Origin of the sequence: Xanthobacter sp. AM11, assembly GCF_047444035.1 — a bacterium.
Taxonomy (GTDB): domain Bacteria; phylum Pseudomonadota; class Alphaproteobacteria; order Rhizobiales; family Xanthobacteraceae; genus Xanthobacter.
In genome coordinates this window covers 2623979-2645927 of the sequence record NZ_JBLAOA010000001.1, presented here as the reverse complement: position 1 = coordinate 2645927, position 21949 = coordinate 2623979, and the positions used below count along the sequence as shown (strand labels likewise).

Annotated in this window: 19 protein-coding genes and 1 pseudogene; 8 read left to right on the top strand and 12 right to left on the bottom strand. The window is 68.8% G+C overall.

Going from position 1 to position 21949, the window contains the following annotated elements; translation table 11 throughout:
- Positions 1–7: 7 nt before the first annotated feature.
- Genes ACI7BZ_RS12185 through ACI7BZ_RS12175 form a run of 3 tightly spaced genes read left to right on the top strand, consistent with a single transcriptional unit; the run spans position 8 to position 6482 of the window.
- Positions 8–172 carry a hypothetical protein gene (locus ACI7BZ_RS12185; protein ID WP_414117415.1) on the top strand — a complete coding sequence of 55 codons (165 nt, stop codon included), beginning with the start codon at positions 8–10 and terminating at the stop codon, positions 170–172.
- Positions 172–1731, top strand: a complete 1560-nt coding sequence (locus ACI7BZ_RS12180) for a hypothetical protein (RefSeq protein WP_414117414.1) — start codon at positions 172–174, stop codon at positions 1729–1731. The genes ACI7BZ_RS12185 and ACI7BZ_RS12180 overlap by 1 nt, the downstream gene beginning before the upstream one ends.
- Positions 1728–6482 carry a serine/threonine-protein kinase gene (locus ACI7BZ_RS12175; RefSeq protein ID WP_414117413.1) on the top strand — a complete coding sequence of 1585 codons (4755 nt, stop codon included), beginning with the start codon at positions 1728–1730 and terminating at the stop codon, positions 6480–6482. The genes ACI7BZ_RS12180 and ACI7BZ_RS12175 overlap by 4 nt, the downstream gene beginning before the upstream one ends.
- A 5-nt stretch (positions 6483–6487) precedes the next feature.
- On the opposite strand, the gene ACI7BZ_RS12170 is transcribed toward ACI7BZ_RS12175, so the two are convergent.
- On the bottom strand, positions 6488–6742 hold the full coding sequence (locus ACI7BZ_RS12170; protein WP_414117412.1) for a hypothetical protein: 255 nt from the start codon (positions 6740–6742) through the stop codon (positions 6488–6490).
- Positions 6743–6848: 106 nt separating this feature from the next.
- On the bottom strand, positions 6849–7112 hold the full coding sequence (locus tag ACI7BZ_RS12165) for a hypothetical protein (RefSeq protein WP_414117411.1): 264 nt from the start codon (positions 7110–7112) through the stop codon (positions 6849–6851).
- A gap of 87 nt (positions 7113–7199) precedes the next feature.
- Here ACI7BZ_RS12165 and ACI7BZ_RS12160 point away from each other — a divergent pair, with 87 nt between their 5' ends.
- Positions 7200–7370: a hypothetical protein gene (locus ACI7BZ_RS12160; protein WP_414117410.1), complete on the top strand. Its 171-nt coding sequence runs from the start codon at positions 7200–7202 to the stop codon at positions 7368–7370.
- Between the two features lie 69 nt (positions 7371–7439).
- On the opposite strand, the pseudogene ACI7BZ_RS12155 reads toward ACI7BZ_RS12160, so the two are convergent.
- The 9 genes and pseudogenes from ACI7BZ_RS12155 to ACI7BZ_RS12115 all read right to left on the bottom strand — a co-directional run.
- Positions 7440–7895, bottom strand: a pseudogene (locus ACI7BZ_RS12155) (tyrosine-type recombinase/integrase); the annotation flags it as partial.
- A 71-nt stretch (positions 7896–7966) separates the two neighbouring features.
- On the bottom strand, positions 7967–9343 hold the full coding sequence (locus ACI7BZ_RS12150; protein WP_414115758.1) for a transposase: 1377 nt from the start codon (positions 9341–9343) through the stop codon (positions 7967–7969).
- A 67-nt stretch (positions 9344–9410) separates the two neighbouring features.
- A complete protein-coding gene (locus ACI7BZ_RS12145; protein WP_414117409.1) occupies positions 9411–10187 on the bottom strand; it encodes a tyrosine-type recombinase/integrase in 777 nt (258 codons plus the stop codon).
- A gap of 479 nt (positions 10188–10666) precedes the next feature.
- Positions 10667–12502: a BatD family protein gene (locus tag ACI7BZ_RS12140; RefSeq protein WP_414117408.1), complete on the bottom strand. Its 1836-nt coding sequence runs from the start codon at positions 12500–12502 to the stop codon at positions 10667–10669.
- Positions 12492–14393 (bottom strand): vWA domain-containing protein, encoded by a 1902-nt coding sequence (locus ACI7BZ_RS12135; protein WP_414117407.1) that lies wholly within the window; start codon positions 14391–14393, stop codon positions 12492–12494. The genes ACI7BZ_RS12140 and ACI7BZ_RS12135 overlap by 11 nt, the downstream gene beginning before the upstream one ends.
- Positions 14393–15403: a VWA domain-containing protein gene (locus ACI7BZ_RS12130; RefSeq protein ID WP_414117406.1), complete on the bottom strand. Its 1011-nt coding sequence runs from the start codon at positions 15401–15403 to the stop codon at positions 14393–14395. Before ACI7BZ_RS12130 ends, ACI7BZ_RS12135 begins: the two co-directional genes overlap by 1 nt.
- Positions 15400–15903, bottom strand: a complete 504-nt coding sequence (locus tag ACI7BZ_RS12125; RefSeq protein WP_414117405.1) for a DUF4381 domain-containing protein — start codon at positions 15901–15903, stop codon at positions 15400–15402. The genes ACI7BZ_RS12130 and ACI7BZ_RS12125 overlap by 4 nt, the downstream gene beginning before the upstream one ends.
- Positions 15900–16841 (bottom strand): DUF58 domain-containing protein, encoded by a 942-nt coding sequence (locus ACI7BZ_RS12120; protein WP_414117404.1) that lies wholly within the window; start codon positions 16839–16841, stop codon positions 15900–15902. Before ACI7BZ_RS12120 ends, ACI7BZ_RS12125 begins: the two co-directional genes overlap by 4 nt.
- Positions 16842–16855: 14 nt before the next feature.
- On the bottom strand, positions 16856–17806 hold the full coding sequence (locus ACI7BZ_RS12115; protein WP_510803979.1) for an AAA family ATPase: 951 nt from the start codon (positions 17804–17806) through the stop codon (positions 16856–16858).
- Positions 17807–18097: 291 nt separating this feature from the next.
- Here ACI7BZ_RS12115 and ACI7BZ_RS12110 point away from each other — a divergent pair, with 291 nt between their 5' ends.
- The 4 genes from ACI7BZ_RS12110 to ACI7BZ_RS12095 all read left to right on the top strand — a co-directional run bounded on the left by ACI7BZ_RS12110 (position 18098) and on the right by ACI7BZ_RS12095 (position 21433).
- Complete coding sequence (locus ACI7BZ_RS12110; protein ID WP_414117403.1) at positions 18098–18745, top strand: DUF938 domain-containing protein; 648 nt, start codon at positions 18098–18100, stop codon at positions 18743–18745.
- 70 nt (positions 18746–18815) lie between these two features.
- On the top strand, positions 18816–19919 hold the full coding sequence (locus ACI7BZ_RS12105) for a flagellar motor protein MotA (RefSeq protein WP_414117402.1): 1104 nt from the start codon (positions 18816–18818) through the stop codon (positions 19917–19919).
- Positions 19920–19946: 27 nt separating this feature from the next.
- Positions 19947–20966, top strand: coding sequence for a peptidoglycan -binding protein (locus ACI7BZ_RS12100; protein ID WP_414117401.1), 1020 nt, complete (start codon positions 19947–19949; stop codon positions 20964–20966).
- 11 nt (positions 20967–20977) lie between these two features.
- Positions 20978–21433 (top strand): GNAT family N-acetyltransferase, encoded by a 456-nt coding sequence (locus ACI7BZ_RS12095; protein ID WP_414117400.1) that lies wholly within the window; start codon positions 20978–20980, stop codon positions 21431–21433.
- Between the two features lie 157 nt (positions 21434–21590).
- Here ACI7BZ_RS12095 and ACI7BZ_RS12090 read toward each other — a convergent pair whose 3' ends face one another.
- A complete protein-coding gene (locus tag ACI7BZ_RS12090; RefSeq protein WP_414117399.1) occupies positions 21591–21914 on the bottom strand; it encodes a hypothetical protein in 324 nt (107 codons plus the stop codon).
- Between the last annotated feature and the right edge of the window lie 35 nt (positions 21915–21949).

Genomic DNA, 21949 nt, shown 5'->3' with positions numbered 1-21949 from the left:
TATTCCGATGAAGCTCGTTGAACTGCTCAACTTCCGTGCCCCGGAGGGCTTCCATTCCACCGTCAGCGCGGAGGCGCGTAAGCGGGGGATCACATTCGCCGAGTTCATTCGTCGTGCTGTGGCTCGGAGCCTTGCCGAGGCGGAGCAGGCCAAGAAGCGGGGAGCGAACTAATGGCAGGCTTCGGTCTCGGCCTTGGGGCCTTTGCGCAGGGCTTTGCAGGGGGCATCGGGCTCGGCCAAAAGTGGCAGGACGCCCAGCGCAAAAGCGATGATCGGGCGGCTGTAGAAAAGATCAATACCGACACGAAGTCGGCGTTCGAGGCCGATAAGGCCGCGGGGAAGGTCGCGCCAGACATCGATTATGCCAGCTATTGGACCAAGAATGCCGGACCGCTGATGGTCCAGAATGCGCTCTCGACTGGAGATGCGGAGAGGGCGGCATTCTATCAGAAGTATATCGACACCGACCACGCCAAGACGGTCGCGACGAACTTCGGCACGGCACTTGGGGCGGTTCGGAGTGGCGACATGGATGCATCCATGGGCGCCTTCGATAATTATATGAAGAACACGCCATTTAAAGGCTACGTCTACGGCGGTGTGCAGAAGGTGGACGGGAAGGACGGGAAGCCGACGTGGCAGGCGTCGTTCCGCGGCGCCGATGGCCGCTCCTACACACAGTCGTTCTCGTCTCCGACAGACGTGCAGAACGTGCTGATCAACTACGCGTATCCGGAAAAGTCTGCGGAACTCGCCATGCAGCGGGATCAGGATCTATGGAAGGTGCAGCACGGGCTGGCCGGGCGAGAGACATGGAGCACCGTGCCCGCGGCAGATGCCAAGTCCATCGGGCTCGACGGCGTGCCGTTGCAACGGTCCTCGTCAGGCAAGGTCGAGGTCGTCGGCGGGAATAACGCCCTGTCCCAGCCGAAGTTCGGACTCAACCCGCTCTATGGCACTGACGAAGCCGGCAATCCGGTCGTGCTTCAGCCTGGCACCAACGGGCAGATGGTGAAGTCGCAGATGCCGCAGGGCGTGACCATCTCGCAGAAGCCGATCCAGTTGGATGCCGGCACCCACTTCGTGCTTCTGGATCCGATCACCCGCCAGCCCATCAACACAATCCCGAAGGACGTTGCCGGTGCAGCCCGCGACAAGGCGGTGGGAACGGCAGCGGGGCAGGCTCAGGCGCAGCTCCCTGGCGTCGAGGGGATGGCGGCGCAGGTCACCAAGCACATCGATGACTTGGCGAATGATCCGAAGCTGCCGGACATGGTTGGCCCGCTTGCGTCGCGCTTGCCGAACGTCACATCTGATGCGGCTCGCGTTCAGGCGCGCATGGACCAATTGCAGGGCGGTGTGTTCCTCCAGGGCTACCAGATGCTCAAGGGCGGTGGCGCTATCACTGAGGTGGAGGGGCTCAAGGCCGAGAACGCGATGGCCCGCCTGAATGCCGCGCAGAATCTCAAAGACTATAAGCAGGCACTCGGAGAGTTTAAGGACGCGCTGACGACCGGCCTCGCGAAGCTGCGCGCGCAGGGCGCCATGGTGCCTGCCTCTCCCTCTGGCAGCGGAAATGGCCCAGCCGCACCCACTGCCACGTCCCAGGCCGGAGCGGCACAGCCTCCCGTCCAGAAGCCGGGCTCTATCGCCCCCGGCACGGTGGTGAAGGGCTTCGTCTATCGCGGTGGCAATCCGAAGGATCCGAACTCTTGGGGGCGCCAGCAATGAATGAGATGCCGTGGGAAATGGACTGGGACACAGAAGGTTCCCCGGCCTATGGCGGCGCCCCTCAGCGCCAGCCCCCCGTCCCCCGCGCCACCACCTATTCCCCTCAGCGCGGCGGGGACCAGATGGAGGGCGGCTATGAGGCCGCACGTCCCGGCCCCGATGGTCAGGCTGTTGTGCGCACCCTTGAGGACTTCCGCACGGGCGCGAGCCCCTATGTGACGGTGGCTGGGAACCCGTCCCTCTATGGGCGCCAGTACACCATGCCCGAAGTGTCCTATCAGGTCGGAGGCCAGCGCTACACGCTAAAGGATGTTCCCGTCGTGGTCCACGATACCGGGGGCGCATTCAAGACCGCCCCGGAAGGCCGGTTCGACGTTCCGATCGGGCGTGATCTTGGAGCGCGGGATACCAATCAAGGCCTTTCTGGGGTCCAGTTCATCCCGCGAGGCAGCGCCCCCATGGCTTTCACCGGAGAGCCGTCGCGCCCGGCCGGTGTGCAGGCTATCGAGGGTGCCATTCGTCCGGTGCCCGGTGCCGATCCGATCCCGCCGCGCCCCACCATGGCGTCCGCATCTCAGGACACGCGTATGCCGTGGGAGATGGATTGGCCGGACGCTGCGCCGCAAGCTGCGGCTCCCCAGCATCAATCCGATCTGATGCCCTGGGAGATGGACTGGTCCGGCAATGAGCCCGTGCAGAAGGAAGCCGCTTCTCCCCTTCAGGTCGAAGGCGCGACACCTTCGGCTGACGACCTAAAGATGCAGAACCTCCGTGAAGGCCTTCGCCCCTACACGGTGTCGGGCCAGAAGCACAAGGAGCCTGCTCAGTGGGACGTGATGGGCGTTCCGATGGCCCCAAAGCCCGATGCGCCTCCACCGGACGATGGCGAAGACAAGGTCGGTGGTATCTGGAATAACCTGACGAGCCGGGTCAACAACTGGGTCTATTCCGGCGCGGGCGGTCCCGTTGATCTCGCGGCCGGGGTTATCAATGAGGCCGGGCGTCAGGTGCGGGAGCGAACCGGCGCCACGGTTCAGGAAATCACGGACCCCATTGGCGGCAAGGGATCGATCACGCGCGCTTTCGAGCGGATTGGCGTCAATAATCCCGAGAATGTCGTGGCCAACACGCTGGAGGAGCGGATAGCGCGCGGCGTCGGCGAGGGCGTCGGGAGCATGATCGTTCCGGCCATGGGGGTGGGCGTCCTCAACCGGGCCGGTGTGCTGTCCAAGGCGGCGCAGGAGGCGGTCACGCCCTTTGTCGGCGAAGAGTCCGCGCGCGCCATGGCCGCGAATGCTGCCATTGGCGGAGCGGCAGGCGGTGTCGGAACGGTTGGGGGCGACATTGCCGCCGGAGCTGGCGGGGAGAAGTTCCGTCCTCTCGGCGAGTTCGCAGGTAATGTCCTCGGTGGCGTGGCGGGCGCCGGCATGGCTGTAGCCCCCCGCGCCGTCAGCGAGGGGAGCCGGATGGCGATGGACCATCTTCTCCCGACGCGGGCCTCACAGGAGCGGGCTGCTGGCGCAGTGATCCGAGATGCGGCGACCGATCCATATGCTGTTCGGGACGCTCTTGCCGAGGGAGCGACGGAAATCATCCCCGGCTCCCGTCCGACCACGTTCCAGGCAACAGGCGATATGGGCCTCGGAAGCCTTGAGGCCGGCGTGGCGACGAAAAACCGGGACGCGTTCCAACAGCGCACCGCAGAACAGAACATCGCGCGGCGGGAAGTCCTCGGCTCAATCGAGCCCGGCGGCTATCCTGAAGCTGTCAGCCGCGCCCTTCGCGAACAGCTCGATATCATCGACCAGATGACCGCGCAGGCGGTGGATGAGGCTACCGGGCGGGCTGTGCAGGGCACGCGGGCCTTGGGCGGGGATCTTCCCCCGGAAGCCTATGGCGCGTCGCTGAGGGATATTGAGCGGCCTATCGTCCAGGGCGCTGAAGCCGATGCTCAGGCGGCGATGCGCGCGGCGGGCGGCCTCGATGAACGTGAATTCTACGGCGCGGGGTTGCGGAACAAGCTCGCCGATGCGCGCGAGGTCGCGAAGCAGCGGGAAAGCGTTCTTCATGATGCCGTCGATCCCGGCGGCAGACTTAACCTGGCTGCGGGCGAGACGACAAGGACGGCGCGTGAGGTCAGCGCCTCGCTGCCCAGCTCCGCCCGTCCTATTGAGGGGGAAGAGGTCGCTATCCTCGCCGTGGCCAATGGCTACGCAGGTCAGGCCGTCCCCTATCGAGAGCTTGCGGCGCTGCGCAGTCGCCTGCGTGATGCCGCATGGGAAGAGCGGCAGACGAAGGGGCGGACGGTCAAGTATGGCCGTCTTGCGCGGCTTCAGTCGGCAATCGAGCGCGACCTTGAAACGGCGGTGCTGCGGCAGGCCGAGGACGAAGCCCAGATGATCGCGAGCGGCGTGGTGGCTTTGGAAGACACCTTGCTCGGCCGGGTGCAGGCCGTTGCTTCGGGTGGTGGGGCCGGCGAGTGGCCGGGTCCCACTGCTGCGGCGCGTGGTCCTGCGGCTCCCATAGGTGGCGCCAGCTCGGCGGCTGGGAAGCCCGATGCCGTCCTGCTGGAGGCGGCAGACATCGCATTGGGGCGCCGCGCTCCCTATCGTCCGCCGTCCTTTCTCAGGTGGATCGGGGCCCGCGGCGGTGTGCGTCCGGATGCGAACGTTGTGTCTGTTCTCGATGCCGCAGACCGACGGCACGGCGGCATCCTCAGTTCCGCGGGGCGGAGCGTGGACGAAATGGGCATGGCCATTGCCGAGCGCGGTGGCATGCGCGAGCGGCCGGACGAGAATCAGATTCTCGATTGGATTTCCGAGGCGGCCAACGGGCGGGATCCCGACTGGTGGATCGCGATGCATGCCAGTCCCGAACGTGAAGAGGCCGCGAGGATCGCCGCGACCATCACCCGGCTGGCCGCCGATCAGGGTGTTCCTCTACGTTCACGACAGGTCGCCTTTGACTTGCTGAACCAAGAGGCTGCGCTTTATGGTGACGCGCCGCCGCATACGATTGCGGCCAATCTCCAATCGCGTGTCCGGTCGTCGCATGGCAGATCACCCGCCGAAGGATTCGCCACTGAGGGGGCAGGAGCCGGACGAGGGAGTATGGGGCCGCGCGCTGGCGAGGTTGCTGCTGAAATACCCCCCGGAGGAATGGCAGGCTATCCTCGCGATGCTGGAACACGAGGGCAAGCGGGATGGGGACCTGGGAGTTCTCCGGGAGGTGAGGGAGTTCCGCCGCCTGGGGTGGTCGCTCCTGCCAGCTTTGGGGAAGAAGACCTCGCCCGAATGAGGGCTGCAAATGCGGCAACCCGTGCGCGGGCCGAGACGTTCGACACCGGGCCTGTCGGTCGGGTGCTGGAATCGTCCGGCCCCGCTGATCGCTTCCGGATGTCGGAAAGCGCCGTTCCGCGTGCACTGTTCCGCCCTGGCCTTGAGGGCTTCCACGCCGTGCAGGCCTTCCGGAAGGCCGTGGGCGATGATGCCGCCGCCATTCACTTGCTTCAGCAGGCCGCGGTCCGCGACCTGCGCGACACGGCAATGCGCCCGAACGGCACGCTGGACCCCGACGCCTATGGACGGTGGAGGGCAAAATATGCGGACGCCATCCGCGCGTTCCCGGACTTCTTGAAGAGCATCGGCACGGCAGAGCGGGCATCTCGCCTTCTGGATGATGCCCGCCTGATCCCCGAAGGGGTGCTGGATGCGGACGTTGGCGGGAAGGTCTTCCGTTCTGGCCCCGGCGGCTATGAGAGCGTGACAAATTTCGTCCGCGCCATGGGAGACGACCGTGCCAAGACGATCCTTGAGGACTACGCCATCAACCGCCTTCGTGATTTTGCCGAAATGAAGGGCGGCGACCTCGCCGGCACCCTCGATCCCAAGAGGGTCGAGATGTGGCGCGCCCGGCACAAGGAGGCGCTCCGAGCCCTCCCCGAAGTGGATGCGAAGCTCGCTGATCCCGTCGCGGCATCCGAGGCCATCGCCACCCTCGCCCAGGCCCGCAAGGAGGCTCTGGACGGATACCAGTCCGGCGTCTTCGGCAGGCTGATCGGCGTGGATGACCCGCAGGACGTGGTGAAGACGGTGGGGGGCATCTTCGGCCGGCAGGACGCGGTTGCTCAGATGCGGAAGCTCGTTTCCGAGACGGCCGGCAATCCCGATGCTCGGCAGGGGCTCCGCAAAGCGGTGTCCGACTACATCACGAAGCGCTTCATCTCCAATACGGAAGGCGCCACCAGCGATGTGGACCTGATCCGGGCGGGTCAATTCCAGTCGTTCGTGAAGGACAGCCGGAACACCCTGCGCACGCTCTTCACCGATCCCGAGGTGGAGATGATGAGCCGCATTGCCGATGACCTGCACCGGGCCAATCGCTCCAGCACGGCGGCGCGCATTCCTGGCCAGTCGAATACCGCCGGCGACACTGGGGCCGCTGGCAGGGCGACGACGGGTGAGCCTCAGTCAATTCTATCGATCCTCATGAGGGCCGGGGCGGTTGGTGCCGCGGGCGGCGCCGTTGGCGGCTTCCTGCCGGGCGTTGCCGGCGCAGCTGTCATCGGCATTGCCGGGGCCATGCGCAACGCGGGTATCAAGAACGCCGACGCCATTCTCCGGGACGCGATGTTGGACCCGAAGCTTGCCAGCGTGTTGCTGGAAAGGTCGATGAAGGTCACGCCTCGGCAGGCGCTCAATCTGCGGAATGCTCTGATGCGGGCATCGGTGGCGCCGTCACTCTCCGAGTGATCTCGTTAGTCGCCATCCGGTGACCATGAGGAGTGATAGCGGACGATCACCGTCAAAGACGGGTCACCGGCAAGAACGAGGCCTGTCCGTGCCAGATGATGCTCGATATGATCGACCTCGTAAATGTCGAGGTCTCCGCTCATCTCGCCGATCACGAGCCGATCTCCGGACGATGGCTTGGAAACAAAGCGAAATTCTCCAAGATTATTGAATCGACCATCCCTGCGCAGCTCTGAAACGCGCGCTATAATCTCGTTCATAGGAGAGTTCTCATGAAACTCGTGCAAATTGGAAGCGACTTCCTCCTAGAGCCTGAGACAAAAGAGGAAGCGGAGCGTCTAGTGGCTTTGGTTGGTAATGTTACGGTCAAAGCCGAGCCGCTAACCACTCGTTCACTTCCTTCGGACCACGACCGAAATATGGGCGAGAAAGGGTAACTACATACAGATTATCGTCTCCATCCAGGAGCGGCGACAACCTATTGAACACTCCCTGCGGAGTGTCGCTCACGTCGATGGCGTAAGACGACTCCGATAACTTGGCCCATGAGCCAAGGTCCTTAATCGCCTTGACGATATTTGGCCTGACCACTTCCCGGTTCAAATCGTAGGTCACCAAAAGTACGGCCATCCCATCCTCCCCCAAGGTTGAGCGCGCACGCTAGCACCACCTCTCGCGTCTGAGGAGTCAGGAAGCTCTATCTCCGAGAGGGCGGCAATGAGGTTTCAGGCCGGCTGGTTTCAGAAGGTTTCAGCCCGGACGGCATTTGAAACCGCAGCCATGGATTACGACCGCTCCGAAAGCGCCGTCGGCCATTGGGCGATGGGCCGCGCATCGCAAGTCACTCCGAAAAACTCCGGTCGCCTTGGCGATTGCAGAGCGATCTGACTGAGTAAGTTCGCACCGATGGTTCGCACCTCCCACGCGCGCGAACTGCGGCGGTTCGCGCCCAGGGCGTCATCGCTTCCTCGCACTCTGCATCGGCACGACCTTCGCGCCCGCGCCACCAGTGACGAAACCGGCCCATGCGTCCATCAGCTTCCGGCGCTTTTCGAGTGCGTCGGCCCGGCGATAGGCGCGCTCCACCTCATCGCCCACCGTGTGCGCCAAGGCGGCCTCGGCGACCTCGCGCGGAAAGGACGTGCACTCGCCCGCCCAGTCCCGGAAAGAACTGCGGAAGCCATGCACGGTGATTTCCGGGCGCTTCATGCGCACCCTGAGCAGCATCGCCATAGCCATGTTGGAAAGCGGCTTCCCCTTCCGAGGGCCGGGGAATACGAAACCGCCATCGGTTCGCCCCTCCGACGCGGCATCGAGAATTTCGAGTGCCCGATCCGAAAGCGGCACGCGATGTTCCTTGCCGGCCTTCATCCGAACCGCGGGAACGGTCCAGAGCTTCGCCTTCCGATCGATTCCGTTGAAAAAGTCGGCCTGTGAGGCGTGCTGGCACGGAGCCGGATTTCGCCAGCGGACGCCTTCTCCGGTCATGCCGGGCTGATCTGCGGCGCGCTCGGGAGGAGCTTGGCGAGCTTCCGGAGGTTCTGGGCGGTTGCGGCGAGGTGGAACTCATCCCGAGCTCCGTTCGGGCCTCGCAGGCGCAGGCGGTCGAGCTTCAGGATGCGCTTGAGATGCGCGAACAGCATCTCGACCTTCTTCCGCTGCCGCCGCGACGTGACATAGGCGTCGGTGCCGGCGATGGCCCGCGCCATGTCGCGGGCGCCCTCGTGGATCGAGCGGGGTATTTTCCGGGCAGGCGTGGTCGGGCAGCAGCGAGGCTTCAGGGCACAGGCATCGCAGTCCAGCTTGCTGGCGCGATAGCGCATCATGCCATCCTCATCGACCAGGGGCTTGGGTGTGCGGTAGAACTTCTGGCGCTGCCGCAAGAGCTTACCGGCCGGACAGACATAGGCATCCGCCTCGCGGTCATAGGTGAAGTCGGCTCGGCTGAAGGTGCCGTCGCGACGTCCCGACTTGTCGAACACCGGAACGTGCGGCTCGATGCCATGCTTATAGACCAGCCAGGCAAGCATCTCGGCGGAGCCATAGGCGCTGTCGCCCATCAGCCGTGCCGGGTAAAGGTCGAAGCGGTCCATCGAACGTTCGATCATGCGTTTCGCTGCCAGGACTTCGGCCTGACGGATCGCCGTCGTCGCCTCTACGTCGACGATGATCGCGTTCTCCACGTCGATCAGATAGTTGGTGGAATAGGCGAAGAAGGCTTGGCCACCATGTGCGCCGGTCCAGCGGGCAGCAGGATCTGCCGGCGAGAGGAATTTTGGCGTGACTTCGGTGGCCGCGCCGAAAGCTGCATCGTCGAGCACGGCGAGATATTCCTCGACCGCGCGTCCGGCTGCCTCGGGCGATAGCCCCGCTTTGCCCTCGACACCCTTCTGACGGCTGGCCTCGGCCTTGATCAGGCTGGCATCTACAGCGAAGCCTTCTCCGCCAACCAAGCCCTCCCCGATACAACGCTGCAGCACGGTCTCGAACAGATGCCGGAGCAAATCGCTGTCGCGGAAACGGCCGTGCCGGTTCTTGGAGAAAGTCGAGTGGTCCGGCACGCGGCCATCGAGCCCGAGGCGACAGAACCAGCGATAAGCAAGGTTCAGGTGGACTTCCTCGCACAGCCGCCGTTCCGAGCGGATGCCGAAGCAATAGCCGACGAGGAGCATCCGGATCATCAGTTCCGGGTCGATCGAGGGCCGACCGGTCTCGCTGTAGAAAGGCTTGAGGTGCGCCCGGATGCCGCAAAGGTCGACAAACCTGTCGATGGCCCGCACGAGGTGGCCGGCAGGGACATGGCGCTCCAGGCTGAACTCGTAGAACAGAGCCTCCTGCACCCCGGTCCGCTCGCCCATCATCGCCTCGTCCCTCCATCCGCAAGGACAACTGAATCAGGACTTCGGCCCAACAGCAACGCCGACTTTTTCAACGGAATCGATCAATCTCCGTCCATGTCGCGCCCAGCACCTCGCCACTGCGCGCGGCCGTCAGGATTGCAAATTCGAGGGCGAGCGCGGCGGTTGCCTGGCGCTTTCGCAGATCTGCTACGAACGCTGGCACTTTGTCATGAGGCAAGGCCGGATGGTGCCCGCGTTGCAGCTTCTGGCGCTTGGGCAATAGGGCGTCGAGGTGGCCGCGCCACCGGGCGGGGTTCTCGCCACTCCGCAGCCCCTTCGCCTTAGCTGCGTCGAGCACGCGCTCGATGCGCCCGCGCAGCCGGGAGGCCGTTTCCTGCTTCGTCTGCCACAAGGGTTGAAGGATGCCGAGCACGTCCTCGGTAGTTACGTGATCGATTTGAATAGGCCGTAGCGCCGCCGCGTAGACCTCCAAGGTGTGCTGCCATTGCCAGCGGTGCTTCTCATTGCGGAACCCGGATTGGATGTCCTGCACGAGGCCGTCTGCGAAATCCCCGAAGGTCGGAATGGTGACACGCTCGGCCCGGCGAGCATCCAGCGGGCTGATCCCCTCGGCAAGCCGCGCGCGCGCGGCGTCAGCCAACTCGCGGGCGCGGGCGAGTGACACGTCTCGGGCCGAGCCCAGCCCCATCTCCAGCTGCTTCCCTTCCCAGCGGAAGAGAAATATCCACCGGCGCCCGCCATTCGCGGAGATGGACAAATAGAGATTGCCGCCGTCCGCGTGGCGGCCCGGCTTCGTCAGTGTCGCGACCGTGCGAGCGGTCAGCCTCTTGGTCTCGCGTCCCATCTCTGCCCCAGCGCTGCCCCAGCATCTGCCCTAGCAGGCGACGCGGATTGTAGCGAATTTGGGCGAACTCCGGCAACACACAATCCAAGCAATGCACTGACAAACAACGAACTATTCGAACGTCCGCGAACCTCGGCGACCATCAGTTAGGTGGACCTCGGCTCCACCAATGAAGTCAATCAACATCCTGAAAACATGAACGGCGCAGGACACATCGTCGTGTCCTTTGGCCCATAGCCGCCGCGCCACTTGAACCATCGGCCTCGTGTCTTCGACCGATGCCGCGCCGGTTCTCCTACGCAAGGCGCCGGCCTTCGGCATTTTCGCCCGGCTCCACCCTTCATCCCGACAGATCCAGCAAGACGCCGCACGGGCGCCCGGTGGCGGGGGTGAGGGAATGCGTCCGCCCGACGAAACCATCTACCCCGGCCTTTGCCCCGCCATGCCATCCCCCGGCGTCGTCCGGGCGGCAGCCTGCGTCAACGTGCGCCTGGGTAGAGGGGGGCGAGGCGGGGGGCGGCGGAGGCGGCCTTGCCGCGCTTGCGGGCGCGCTGTTCGGCGGCGAAGGCCTTGCGGAAGGCGCGGCTGTCCCAGTCCTTCGCCCCGCCCGCATAAAGATGCCGGCCGAGATCGGCGACGGCGCGCACCATGTCCGGCGCGGCGGGCGCCCCTGCGCCTGTGGTGCGGCTCCAGGCCAGATAGGCCCGGTGGGCCGCCCGCGGATCACCGCCGCGGCAGGCGGCATCGAGCGCCCGCACGGCGGCCGCTTCCCCCCGGGCGTCCCTGGCGCGTGCCGGTCCGGCCTTGCCGGCTGCGGCCGCGCGCTTTTCCTTCGCGTTCGAGGGCCTGCGCGCCGCGCCGGCCGCACCCGTGCCACGCCGCTTGGGACGCGCCACGCCGGCGCCCCCCGGCACCGCGAGCTGCGGCCCCAGCCCGCCCATCGCGCCCGCCGGGCCATTGCGAGGGCGCAGGGCGATGAGCGCCGCCCCCACGGCCAGAATGGCCAGCGCCATGCCCGCCATCCAGCCGTGCTCCTGAAGGGCGGACAGGACCTGCCGCATCGCACCGGAAACCTCGGACACGTCGTTGCGGGCCGGTGCGCCCGCCGCCACCGGCCGGGCGTCCGCCGGCGCGGGAGCCGGCCGGCCCGCCGGGGCGACCGTGAGCGTCACGGCTGGCAGGATGGCCACGTCCTGCTGCTCGGTGGCCATGTTCCACCACGGCACCGAGATGGCCGGCAGGGTGAGCGTCCCGGCCCGCGTGGGCACGATGGTGATGGCGGTTTCCAGGATCGCGCCCGGCGCGCCATCCACCAGCGCCCGCTGCGGCATGGCCTCGCCGGCATATTGGCGCACGCCGTCGGCCTCGGGCGGGGACAAAGGCGGGAGCTGGTTGGCGCCGGCGCCACGGGCTTCGATGCGCACCGTGCGGGTGAGCGCCACGCCCACCTTCGCCGCGGCGGGCGAACCGGACCAGGCCTGAGTCAGCGTCACCGCGCGCGCCGGCAGGAACCAGCCATCCACCCCCTCGGGGCGCGGCCGCACCACGGCTTCCGCCCCATTGGACCGCACCTCGATGCGCCGTCCGCCCGGCGACGCAGGATCGGGGATGGTGGCCGTCAGCACCAGCGGCGACATGGAGATGGTGCCGGGCCGCTGCGGCTGCACCATAAAGCGGATCTCGCGCACCAGGTAGCGCTGGTTGCCGAAGGTGCGCCAATAGGTGCGGGGCGCCCCATCGGGAGTGAAGCGGGCCCCGTCCGCGATCGCCCCCTGCTCGTCGCTGACCCGGGTTGCGCCCACCCGATCGAAGATGCGCAGCCGCATGGGCACGTCGCTGTGCATGAAATAGGGCGGGTTGCCGCCCAGGCTCAGGTCGATGGAGAAGGGGCCGTCGTCCGGCGGGCCGCTGGAGGTGCCCGGCGCCACATCGAGGGTGATGGGGGAAGAGGTCTCCCCAGCCACGGTGAAGGCGGGAATGGTGAGGCGCCCGGCCCGCTTCGGGGCCAGTGTCAGCAGCCATTCCGCCACCTCCACGGGGCGCCCGGCCGCCATTGCCGATCCGCTGCGCTTGCTGCGGTCGAGAATGTCGAAATCCTTGCTGAGCGCGGCGACGTTGGGCGGCTCCAGGCTGTCGCGGCCGACGAGGGAGAGCACGAGGTCGAACGTGTCGCCCTGCGTCACCGGCGGCTGCTCCACCCGCGCCACCAGGGCCCCGGCGGCGGCCGGCCCGGCCATGGCGAAAAGCAGCCCGGAAGCGAGCGCGAGGACGCGGGCAAGGGTCGGGATCAGGCGGCGCACGGCTTCACTTTTCATCCAGCATCCGTTCCGGCATGCCGCGATAATGCGACCGGATTCGGGCCCCCAGCAATGCCCCGGGCGCATCGGGCACGGAGCGCAGCAATTGCTCCCGGCTCTGCGCATCCTCGCTCAGGGATGGCGGCGGCGTCACGTCGGGCGTGTTGTCGGCCTGCGGCGCAAGCGACTGGGTGGGTGCAATGCGCGATGGCGGCGGCCGCGGCTCCTCCGGCGGCGGGCTGGAGGATGGCGGCGGCGCAGGCGGCTCCTTGGCGGCCGGCGCCGCGGGCGGCGGAGCGGCGGGGGGAAGTGCAGCCGGCGGCGGCGCGGCAGGCGCGGCGGCGAGTTCGGGCGGACGGCGGGGCGGCAGCGGCGCGGGGCCGGGCGGCGGGCGCTGCGCGGTGTCCGCGGAAGGGCTGGCCGGGGGCGGCGGCGCATTCCGGCTGTCGGGCGCCTGATCGCCGCCACCCGGCGGTGGGGTCCCGCCACCGTCGTCGCCGCCGGGCGGATTGCCGCCGCCCCCACCCGGGGCGTTCTTCTCCGCCTCCTTCTTCTTCTGCTCCTCCTGCGCCTTGCGGCGGTCGATCAGCCCCTGGACGAGATCGCGGTTGGCCCGCGCATCGGCAGCGCCGGGATCGGCGGCAAGGGCCGCGTCATAGGCGCTGACCGCCGCCTCAAGCTGCCCCGCCCGCGCCAGGGCGTTGCCACGATTGTAATCCGCCCCGGCAATGGCGGCGAAGGCTTCCGCCGCCGCCGCATAGTCCCCGGCCCGGTAGAGCGCCGCGGCACGCCAGGCGGGGTCCTCGAATTGCTGTGCCGCCGCCTCGTAGCGCCCTTCGCCGAAGGCCGAGGCGCCCTGCTGGTCCGGCCGCGCCCACAGGTCGGCCCAGCTCTCGACCGGCCCGAGGGAAGCGGCCGCGGCGGGATTTGGCGGCAGGAGGCCCGGAACGGCCGCCAGCAGCAGGATGATGATCCAGCCCCGGCGGAACGCCAGCGGCGCCAGCAGCAGCGCGACCAGCAGCACGACGGGTCCGAGGTCCGCCCAGATGTCGGCGGGAAGGGTTCCCCCGGCCTCCGCCGCAGGCACCGGCGTGGCGGCCAGCACCGCATCGAGGTCGGAGCCGTCGGCGGAAAGGTGGGTGTAGGTGCCCCCGCCGGAGGCGGCGATGGCGGCAAGCCCCGCCGCATCCAGGGGCGAGCCCGCCGCCGCGCCGTCGGCCCGGCCGACGCCCACCACGCTCACGGTGAAGCCGGCGGCGGCGGCATCCGCCGCCGCATGGGCGGCCGCGGCGGCATCCCCCGGCTCATCGGCGAACAGCAGGATGCGGCCGCGCACCGCCCCGGTATTCCTCATCAGCTCCACCGCCTTGCGCAGCGCCGGGGCCGGCCGTACCGCGACGGCGCGCACGAGATCGGTGTCGAGATCGGTCAGCAGCTGGGCCGTGGTGCGCCCGTCCACCGTGAGCGGCGTGGCGACGAAGGGCACGTCGGCATAGACCACCAGCCCCACCTCCACGCCGCGCATCCGCTCCACGAGGTCTTCCACCTTCAAGGTCGCGGCGCCCAGGCGGCTCGGGCTTTCATCCTTCGCCGCCATGGAGGACGAGAGGCTCACCACCGCCACTACCGGGTCGGCGCGGCCGGCATCCGGTTGCGGCAGCCGCTCATAGGCGGGACCCGCCATGGCGAGGATGGCGGCCGCCCAGCCGGCGAGCAGCACCGGCACCGGCCAGCGCGCGCCCCGCTGCCCGCCGGTGGCCGCAAGGTGGCGCAGCAGGTGGGGTTCCACCACCCGCGCCCAGTCCGAACCGCCGGTGCGCAGGCGCCGCCACAGCATCGCGCACAGCAGACATGCGGGCAGGAAGGCGAGGAGCCATTCCGGGCGCAGGAAATGGAAGCCGGCGGGCATCACGGCGCCTCCCCCGGTTCCAGCGGCGGCATCCGGCGTGGTCGCAGGAGGATGGCAGCGACAAGCAGGCTCAGCACCAGCGCGGCGCCCAGGGGCCACTGGAACAGCACCGTCACCGGGCGGAACGACAGGGGCGCGCCGGCGGCCGGCTCCAGCTGTCCGATGGCCGCATAGGCCGCCTTCAGCTCCGCCCCGTCGCGGGCGCGGAAATACTGTCCGCCGGTCAGCGCCGCCACGGCCTTCAGGGTTTCCTCGTCGAGGGGGGCCGATGCGCCCGGCATCCCGTCGGATGTGCCCCCCGGCGCCTCGGGGCCGACGCCGATGGCATGAATCCGCACCTGCTCGTTGCGCGCCACCTCCGCCGCCAGCAGCGGGCGCAGAATGCCGGAATTGCTGGCACCGTCGGCCGCGAGGACCAGGACGCGCTGCTCCGATGGGCGCACCCGCAGCGCCTTCACCCCGAGGGCGATGGCATCGCCAATGGCGTTGCCGCGGTCCCGCTTGTTGGGCGTCGCCTCGTCGAGCAATGCCCGCACGGTGTCGTGGTCGAGGGTGAGCGGGGCCTGGAGGAAAGCGGCGGCGCCGAACAGCACCAGCCCCACCCGGTCGCCGGCCCGCCCGGCGATGAAACGGTTCACCACCGCCTTCAGCATCTCGATCCGGTCGGTGGGACGGCCGTTCTCAAGCATGTCCTTCTGCGTCATGGAGCCGGAGAGATCCACCGCCAGCATCACGTCGCGCCCCTCGACGGCGACCGGCACCGGCACGCCCTCATGGACCGGGCGGGCCGCAGCCAGCACCAGCAGAAGCCAGATCGCGCCAAGCGCCGCCAGCCGGCCCCAGAGCCGGCGCGGCCGGCTGCCGGCCACCAGCCCGGCCCCGGCAAGGGCCGCGAAGAACGGCAAGGTGAGGGCGCCCGCCCGCCGCTCCGGCACGCGCGGCAGCAGCAGGTACACGATCAGCGGCAGGGGGATGAGGCCGAGCATCGCCGGCCATTGGAGGGTGATCATGCCTGCGCCCTGATCCAGCGGCGCACCGCGGCGACCATGCGGGCGCGGTCCATCTCCTCCGCCGTGCCCGGCGGCAGGTAGGGCGCCCAGGCGAGGAAGCTCGCCACCGGTGCCTCGAAGGCAACCTTGCCGCTGGCGAGGTAGGCCGCCCACGCATCGCCGGTCATCACCGCCACCCCTGCGGGGGCAGCGCCGGCCGGCGCCGTCGCCTGCTTCATCTGGGCAAGCCGGCGCAGCAGGCCGCCACACGCCGCCGCCAGGGCCTGCGCGTCGCCGTGGCGCGGGTCGCGGGCGAGGGTGTCGAACTCGCACAACGCCTGGTAGGCCACGGTGCGCCGCCAGCGCCATTCGCGCACCGCCAGCACCAGAAGCACAAGGAGCAGGAGGCCGGCGAGGCCGATCCAGCCCGGGGCCAGCGGCCAGAGGGGCACGTCGGGCGGCAGGCGGATGTCGGCGAGGCCGGCGAGGGGATCGCCCGGCACCGTTTCAGGCTCCGTCATCGGGCGGACCGCGCGGCGGCGGAAGGCTTCGCGCCCAGCCGCTCGGGGTGGAGGATGTCCACCGGGTTCTGCCCGGTGTCCAGGGGCAGGAAGGTCATGCCCCGCTCGCGCGACATCCGCTCCACCGCGTCCCGCCGCGCCTGGAAGCGCTGGGCGTAGACGGCGCGGGCGGCGGGGCGGTCCACATCGAGCCGGGCCACGATGCGCCCGTCGGTGACGGGGAAGCTCCCCGCGCCCGGCAGGGCCGCCTCCAGCGGATCGAAGACGAACAGATTGGTCACGTGGCTCTGCAGCGCCAGCCGCTCCACCTCGCGCACCGCGTGGTCGTCGAGGTCGAAGAAGTCGCTCACCAGGAAGATCAGCGACCCCGGCCGGGCCAGCGCCCGGATGTGGGCGATGGCGGCGGCGAGCGGGGGCTCGCCCGCCCGCGGGGCATCCGCCGTGGCATCGGCGATGGACTTGACGAAGCTCAGGATGCGCCGCCGGCTGCGCTCGGGACGGAAGGTCGCCACACCGGCAGGGCCGATCACCACTCCGCCGACCCGGTCGCCGCCGGCGATGCCCACCCAGGAGAGGATGGCCGCCGCCTGCGCCGCCAGCACCGACTTGAAGCAGCCGCGGGTGCCGAAGCGCATGGCCGCGCGGGCGTCCGCAAGCACCAGGACGGGGCGTTCGCGCTCCTCCTGGAACAGTTTGGTATGGGCGCGTCCGGTGCGGGCGGTCACCCGCCAGTCGATGGTGCGGATGTCGTCGCCGGGCTGATAGGCGCGCACCTCGTCGAATTCCATGCCGCGCCCGCGGAAGCCGGAGCGATGGCCGCCCAGTTGGTGGGTGCGCACCTTGCCGCCGGGCGCAAATCCGCCTCCGGCCCGCGGCCGGATCGCCACCAGCTCGTCGAGGCGGGCGACGACGCCCTTCATCGGGTCCGCTTCGGCCATGGTGCCGGCGTGCCTCACCCCACCGGCACCCGGGCCAGCAGCAGCTCGATGAAGTCGTCGCTGGTCACCCCGTCCGCCTCCGCCTCGAAGGTCATGACGATGCGGTGCCGCAGCACCGCCTTGGCGATCACCTGCACGTCCTCCGGCACCACATAGGCGCGCTTACGCCGCCAGGCATGGGCCCGGGCGCAGCGGTCGAGGGCGATGGTGCCGCGCGGGCTGGCGCCGTAGGTGACGAGCCCCACGAGGTCGTCGCCGTAGAGCTCGGGATGGCGCGTGGCCTGGACCAGCTGGAGCAGGTACTCCTCCACCGCGTCCGACATATGGACGGCAAGCGCCTCCCGCCGCGCGGCGAACACCACCGCCTGCGGCAGCGGCGCGCCGAAGTCGATGGCCTCGCCCTGCGCCTCGCCGCGCACCAGCCGCAGGATCTCCCGCTCCGCGGCCATGTCGGGAAAGTCGATGGCCACGTGCAGCAGGAAACGGTCGAGCTGGGCTTCCGGCAGGGGATAGGTGCCTTCCTGCTCGATGGGGTTTTGCGTCGCCATGACGAGGAACAGCTCGGGCAGCGGATAGGTCTTCCCGCCCACCGTCACCTGCCGCTCGGCCATGGCCTCCAGCAGCGCAGCCTGGACCTTGGCGGGCGCGCGGTTGATCTCGTCGGCGAGGATGAAATTGTGGAACACCGGGCCGGCCTGGAAGCGGAAGGAACCGTCCTCCGGGCGGAACACGTCGGTTCCGGTGAGGTCGGACGGCAGGAGGTCCGGCGTGAACTGGATGCGCTGGTCGCTGCAGTCGATGGCGCGGGCCAGCGCCTTGATGGCCTTGGTCTTGGCGAGGCCCGGCGCGCCTTCCACCAGAAGGTGCCCGTCCGCCAGCACCGCGATGAGCAGCAGCTCCACGAAGGCGGGCTGGCCGAGAATGCAGGCGTTCATGTAGGCGGAGAGGTCGTCGAAGGCCCGCACCAGGGCGCCGCGGTCGGGCGCCGCCGGCCGCGCCTTGGCAAAGGCACCTTCGCGGAAGGCGGCGTCTCGGGTGGATGTCATCTGCGGTCTGGTCCGGTCTCGGCTGGTGCGTGCGCACTTATATCGCCGTCCATGCGGCGCCGCACATAGGCTTGCGGCACTTTTGTTGCCGGATCAAGACGCCTGCGCCCGTCGGCGGGATGCCGATGGTTGAGCCCATGCCGGCTGCGGTTCAAGATCGTCCGCCCTGCGCCCCGGCGCTGACCTGTCCGCGTGTTCGGAGAAACTCACGTGCCTGCCCCCTCCCTTGAGGCGCGACGCTCGGCTCCGGCCGTCGCGCGCAACCGCGGCCCCATCGGCGAATTGCTTCTGCCGCTGCTGCCGGCCTCCGGCCTGGTGCTGGAGATCGCCAGCGGCACCGGCGAGCATGCGGTCCATTTCGCCCGCCAGACCCCGCGCCTCACCTGGCAGCCCTCCGACCCCACCCCGGAAGCGCGCGCCTCCATTGCCGCCTGGATCGCCGCCGAGCACCTGCCCAACCTGCGCCCGCCCCTGGCGCTCGACGCCGCGGCCGAGGACTGGCCCATCGGCCAGGTGGATGCCGTGCTCTGCGTCAACATGATCCACATCAGCCCCTGGGAGGCGACGCTCGGCCTCATGCGCGGCGCGGCGGCGCGGCTGCCGGAGGGGGGATTGCTGTTCATCTACGGCCCCTTCCGGCAGGACCATGTGCCCACCGCCCCCAGCAACGAGGCATTCGACGCCGAGCTGAAGCGCAGCAACCCGCGCTGGGGGTTGCGCAACCTCGCCGACGTGGAAGCCTGCGCCGCTGCCAGCGGGCTGGCCCGCGCGCAGGTGCTGGAGATGCCGGCCAACAACCTCTCCGTGGTGTTCCGCAAGGCCGGAACGGCTTCGCCCGGCAGCGGGGCTGTGCCATAGTCCGTTCCGGCAGCCGCCCGGGGATTGTGGAGGCGCCTCGTCCCCCGGAAGCACACCCTCAGGAGCATCCATGGCGCGCGTCGTCGATCCTTTCCTCAAGGTGTCGTCCCCCCGCATCTTCCTGGTGCGGATGATGGTGTTCCTGGCCTTGTGCACGGCGCTCGCGGCCGTGCTCTACCGGCAGATCTGGAGCGCCTTCCTCAACAATCCAGGGCTCAACGGCGTCATCTTCGGGGTGCTGGCGGTGGGAATCATCCTCGCCATCCGGCAGGTGGCGCGGCTGTTCCCCGAGGTGGACTGGGTGAATTCGTTCCGCCTGGCCGATCCCGGACTTGCCGTGTCGCGCCCGCCCACCCTGCTGGCGCCCATGGCGGCGCTGCTGGGCGACCGGGTGGGCCGCATGTCCATCTCGCAGGCCACCATGCGCTCCATCCTTGATTCCATCGGCACCCGCCTGGACGAGAGCCGCGACATGGGGCGCTATCTCACCGGCCTGCTGGTGTTCCTCGGCCTGCTCGGCACCTTCTGGGGCCTGCTGGAAACCGTCTCCTCCATCGGCACCGTCATCGGCTCGCTGCAGGTGGGGCCGGATGCCGGCTCCATCTTCGACGACATGAAGAGCGGCCTTGCCGCGCCGCTGGGCGGCATGGGCACGGCGTTTTCCTCCTCGCTCTTCGGCCTGTCCGGCTCGCTGGTGCTCGGCTTCCTCGATCTGCAGGCGGGCCAGGCGCAGAATCGATTTTATACCGACCTGGAAGACTGGCTCTCCACCACCGTCCGCGACCTCGACCAGCCGGCCCAGGACCGCGCCGGCCTCTCGGCGCGCGATCCGCGGGAGAGCGCGACCCGCGTCGCCCCGCCGCCGGCGGTTCCGGCCAGCGCCCCCCTCGCCCTGCCGCCGCCGGCCCCCACCCTCGACACCGCGCCGCTGGTGGCCGCCATGGGGCGGCTGGAGAAATCCATGACCGAGGCCGGCTCCCAGCGCGTCACCACGGCCATGGCGCAACTGGCGGAAAGCCTGCAGGGCCTCGTCACCCACATGCGCTCGGAACAGGCCCTGATGAAGCAGATGATCGAGGCCCAGGGCATCCAGCAGGAGGAATTGCGCCGTCTCCTGAAGCGCCTGGAAGACGGCACCGAGGCGTCGGACGGGCGCGGCCAGCGCAAGATCTGAGCGCCCACAAGCAGGAGCGATCGACCCATGGCCCTCGGCAGGCGCGGCCGCGACCGCCACATCGACTACTGGCCCGGCTTCGTGGACGCCCTGTCCACGCTGCTGCTCGTCTTCGTCTTCCTGCTCTCCGTGTTCATGCTGACCCAGTTCTTCCTCACCCAGGAGATGTCGGGCAAGGATGACGTGATGCAGCGGCTGCAGGCCCAGATCCGCCAGCTCACCGAGCTGCTTTCCCTGGAGCGGGCCACCAGCCAGACCACCGAGGGGGAGCTTCTGGCCATGCGCGCCTCCCTGGAAGCGAGCGAGGCGGAGCGCACGCGCCTCAGCGGCAACCTCGCCGCCGTCCCCGTCGCCCCGGACCGGGGACAGGCCCAGGCCCTGTCCCGCGAGATGGACCTGCAGAAGGACATCGCCGCCCGCGCCGCGGCCCAGATCGAGCTGCTCAACCAGCAGATCGCAGCCCTGCGCCGGCAGATGGCGGCGTTGGAGGAAGCCCTCAACGTGTCCGAGAAGCGCGATGTGGAAAGCCAGGCCAAGATCTCCGACCTCGGCCGGCGGCTGAACGTGGCGCTGGCCCAGCGGGTGCAGGAACTGACCCGGTTCCGCTCCGAATTCTTCGGCCGCCTGCGCGACATCCTCGGCAACCGGCCGGACATCCGGGTGGTCGGCGACCGCTTCGTGTTCCAGTCGGAAGTGTTCTTCGATCCCGGCTCGGCCACCCCGCGCCCGGAGGCCAGGGCCGAGCTGGACAAGCTCGCCGCCGCCATCCTGGAGCTGGAGAAGAACATTCCGCCGGACATCTCCTGGGCCCTGCGCATCGACGGCCACACCGACAGCCGGCCCATCGCCACCGCGCAGTTTCCCTCCAACTGGGAGCTTTCGGCGGCGCGCGCCATTGCCGTGGTGCAATATCTCATCGCCAAGGGGGTGAGCCCCGCCCACCTCATCGCCGCCGGCTTCGGCGAGTACCAGCCCATCGACACCGGCATCACCGACGAGGCCCGCGCCCGCAACCGGCGCATCGAGCTGAAGCTGACCGAGCGCTGAGCCCCGACGCCATGCCCCTCGCCTACACGCTCGCCCCCGCCCGGCCCGACCACCGCCCCGCCATGGCGGGGCTGTGGGTGGCAAGCTGGGTGAAGACGCTGCCGGAGATCGACTTCGCAGCGCGGTTGCCGTGGCTGGAGAACCATCTGGACCAGTTGGCGGCGGGCGGGGCGCAGCTGCGCGTCGCGCTGGCGCCGGAGGGCGAGGTGGCCGGCTTCGTCGTCATCCACCCGCAAACCGGCTATCTGGACCAGCTTGCCGTCGCCCCCGCCTTCTGGGGCAAGGGCGCGGCCGAGGCCCTGATGGCGGAGGCGCGCCGGCTTTCGCCGGCCCTCGTGGCCCTGGACGTGAACCAGGACAATCCGCGCGCCGTGCGCTTCTACCAGAAGATGGGCCTCGCCATCGTCTCCGAGGGCGAGAACCCCATGTCCGGCCGCCGCACCTTCCGCATGGAATGGCGGCCCTAGTGGATCAACCGAAACGGATGATTCCCATCCGTTTCGAAAAGTTGATCCACCAGATCAAGGCGTTGTGGCAAGGCGTTGTGGTTCGACATGGTCGCGACAGACGGGTTCCATCTGTCGCGGTCGAACCCCTAGGCACCTGTCGTCGCGCCGCCGGCCCTCACTGGCAGGCGCAGCGATAGTCCTTGGCGGCCACTTCCTTGCCGCCATAGGGGATGAAGCACGCCTTGCTCCAGCTCGGCTGGAGATTGTAGCCGGGCCGGAAGCCATTGTAGTTGGCCGCGCAGATGTAGAAGGGATCCCGCGTCGGCTTGCCGCCGGGCGCGTGGACACCGGACGAAAGAGGCTTCAGCCCGAGGCCGGCGCACACCTGGTCGCATGGCCGGCCCTCTGCCGGCTGCCAGACCAGACCCGCAGCGCCGGCGGACACAGGCACCGCGAACAGCAGCGCGGACGCGAACAGGATCACCTTGGTGATCGTCATACCCCACCCCCCAGACAGGCGCGGTCCATCCGCGC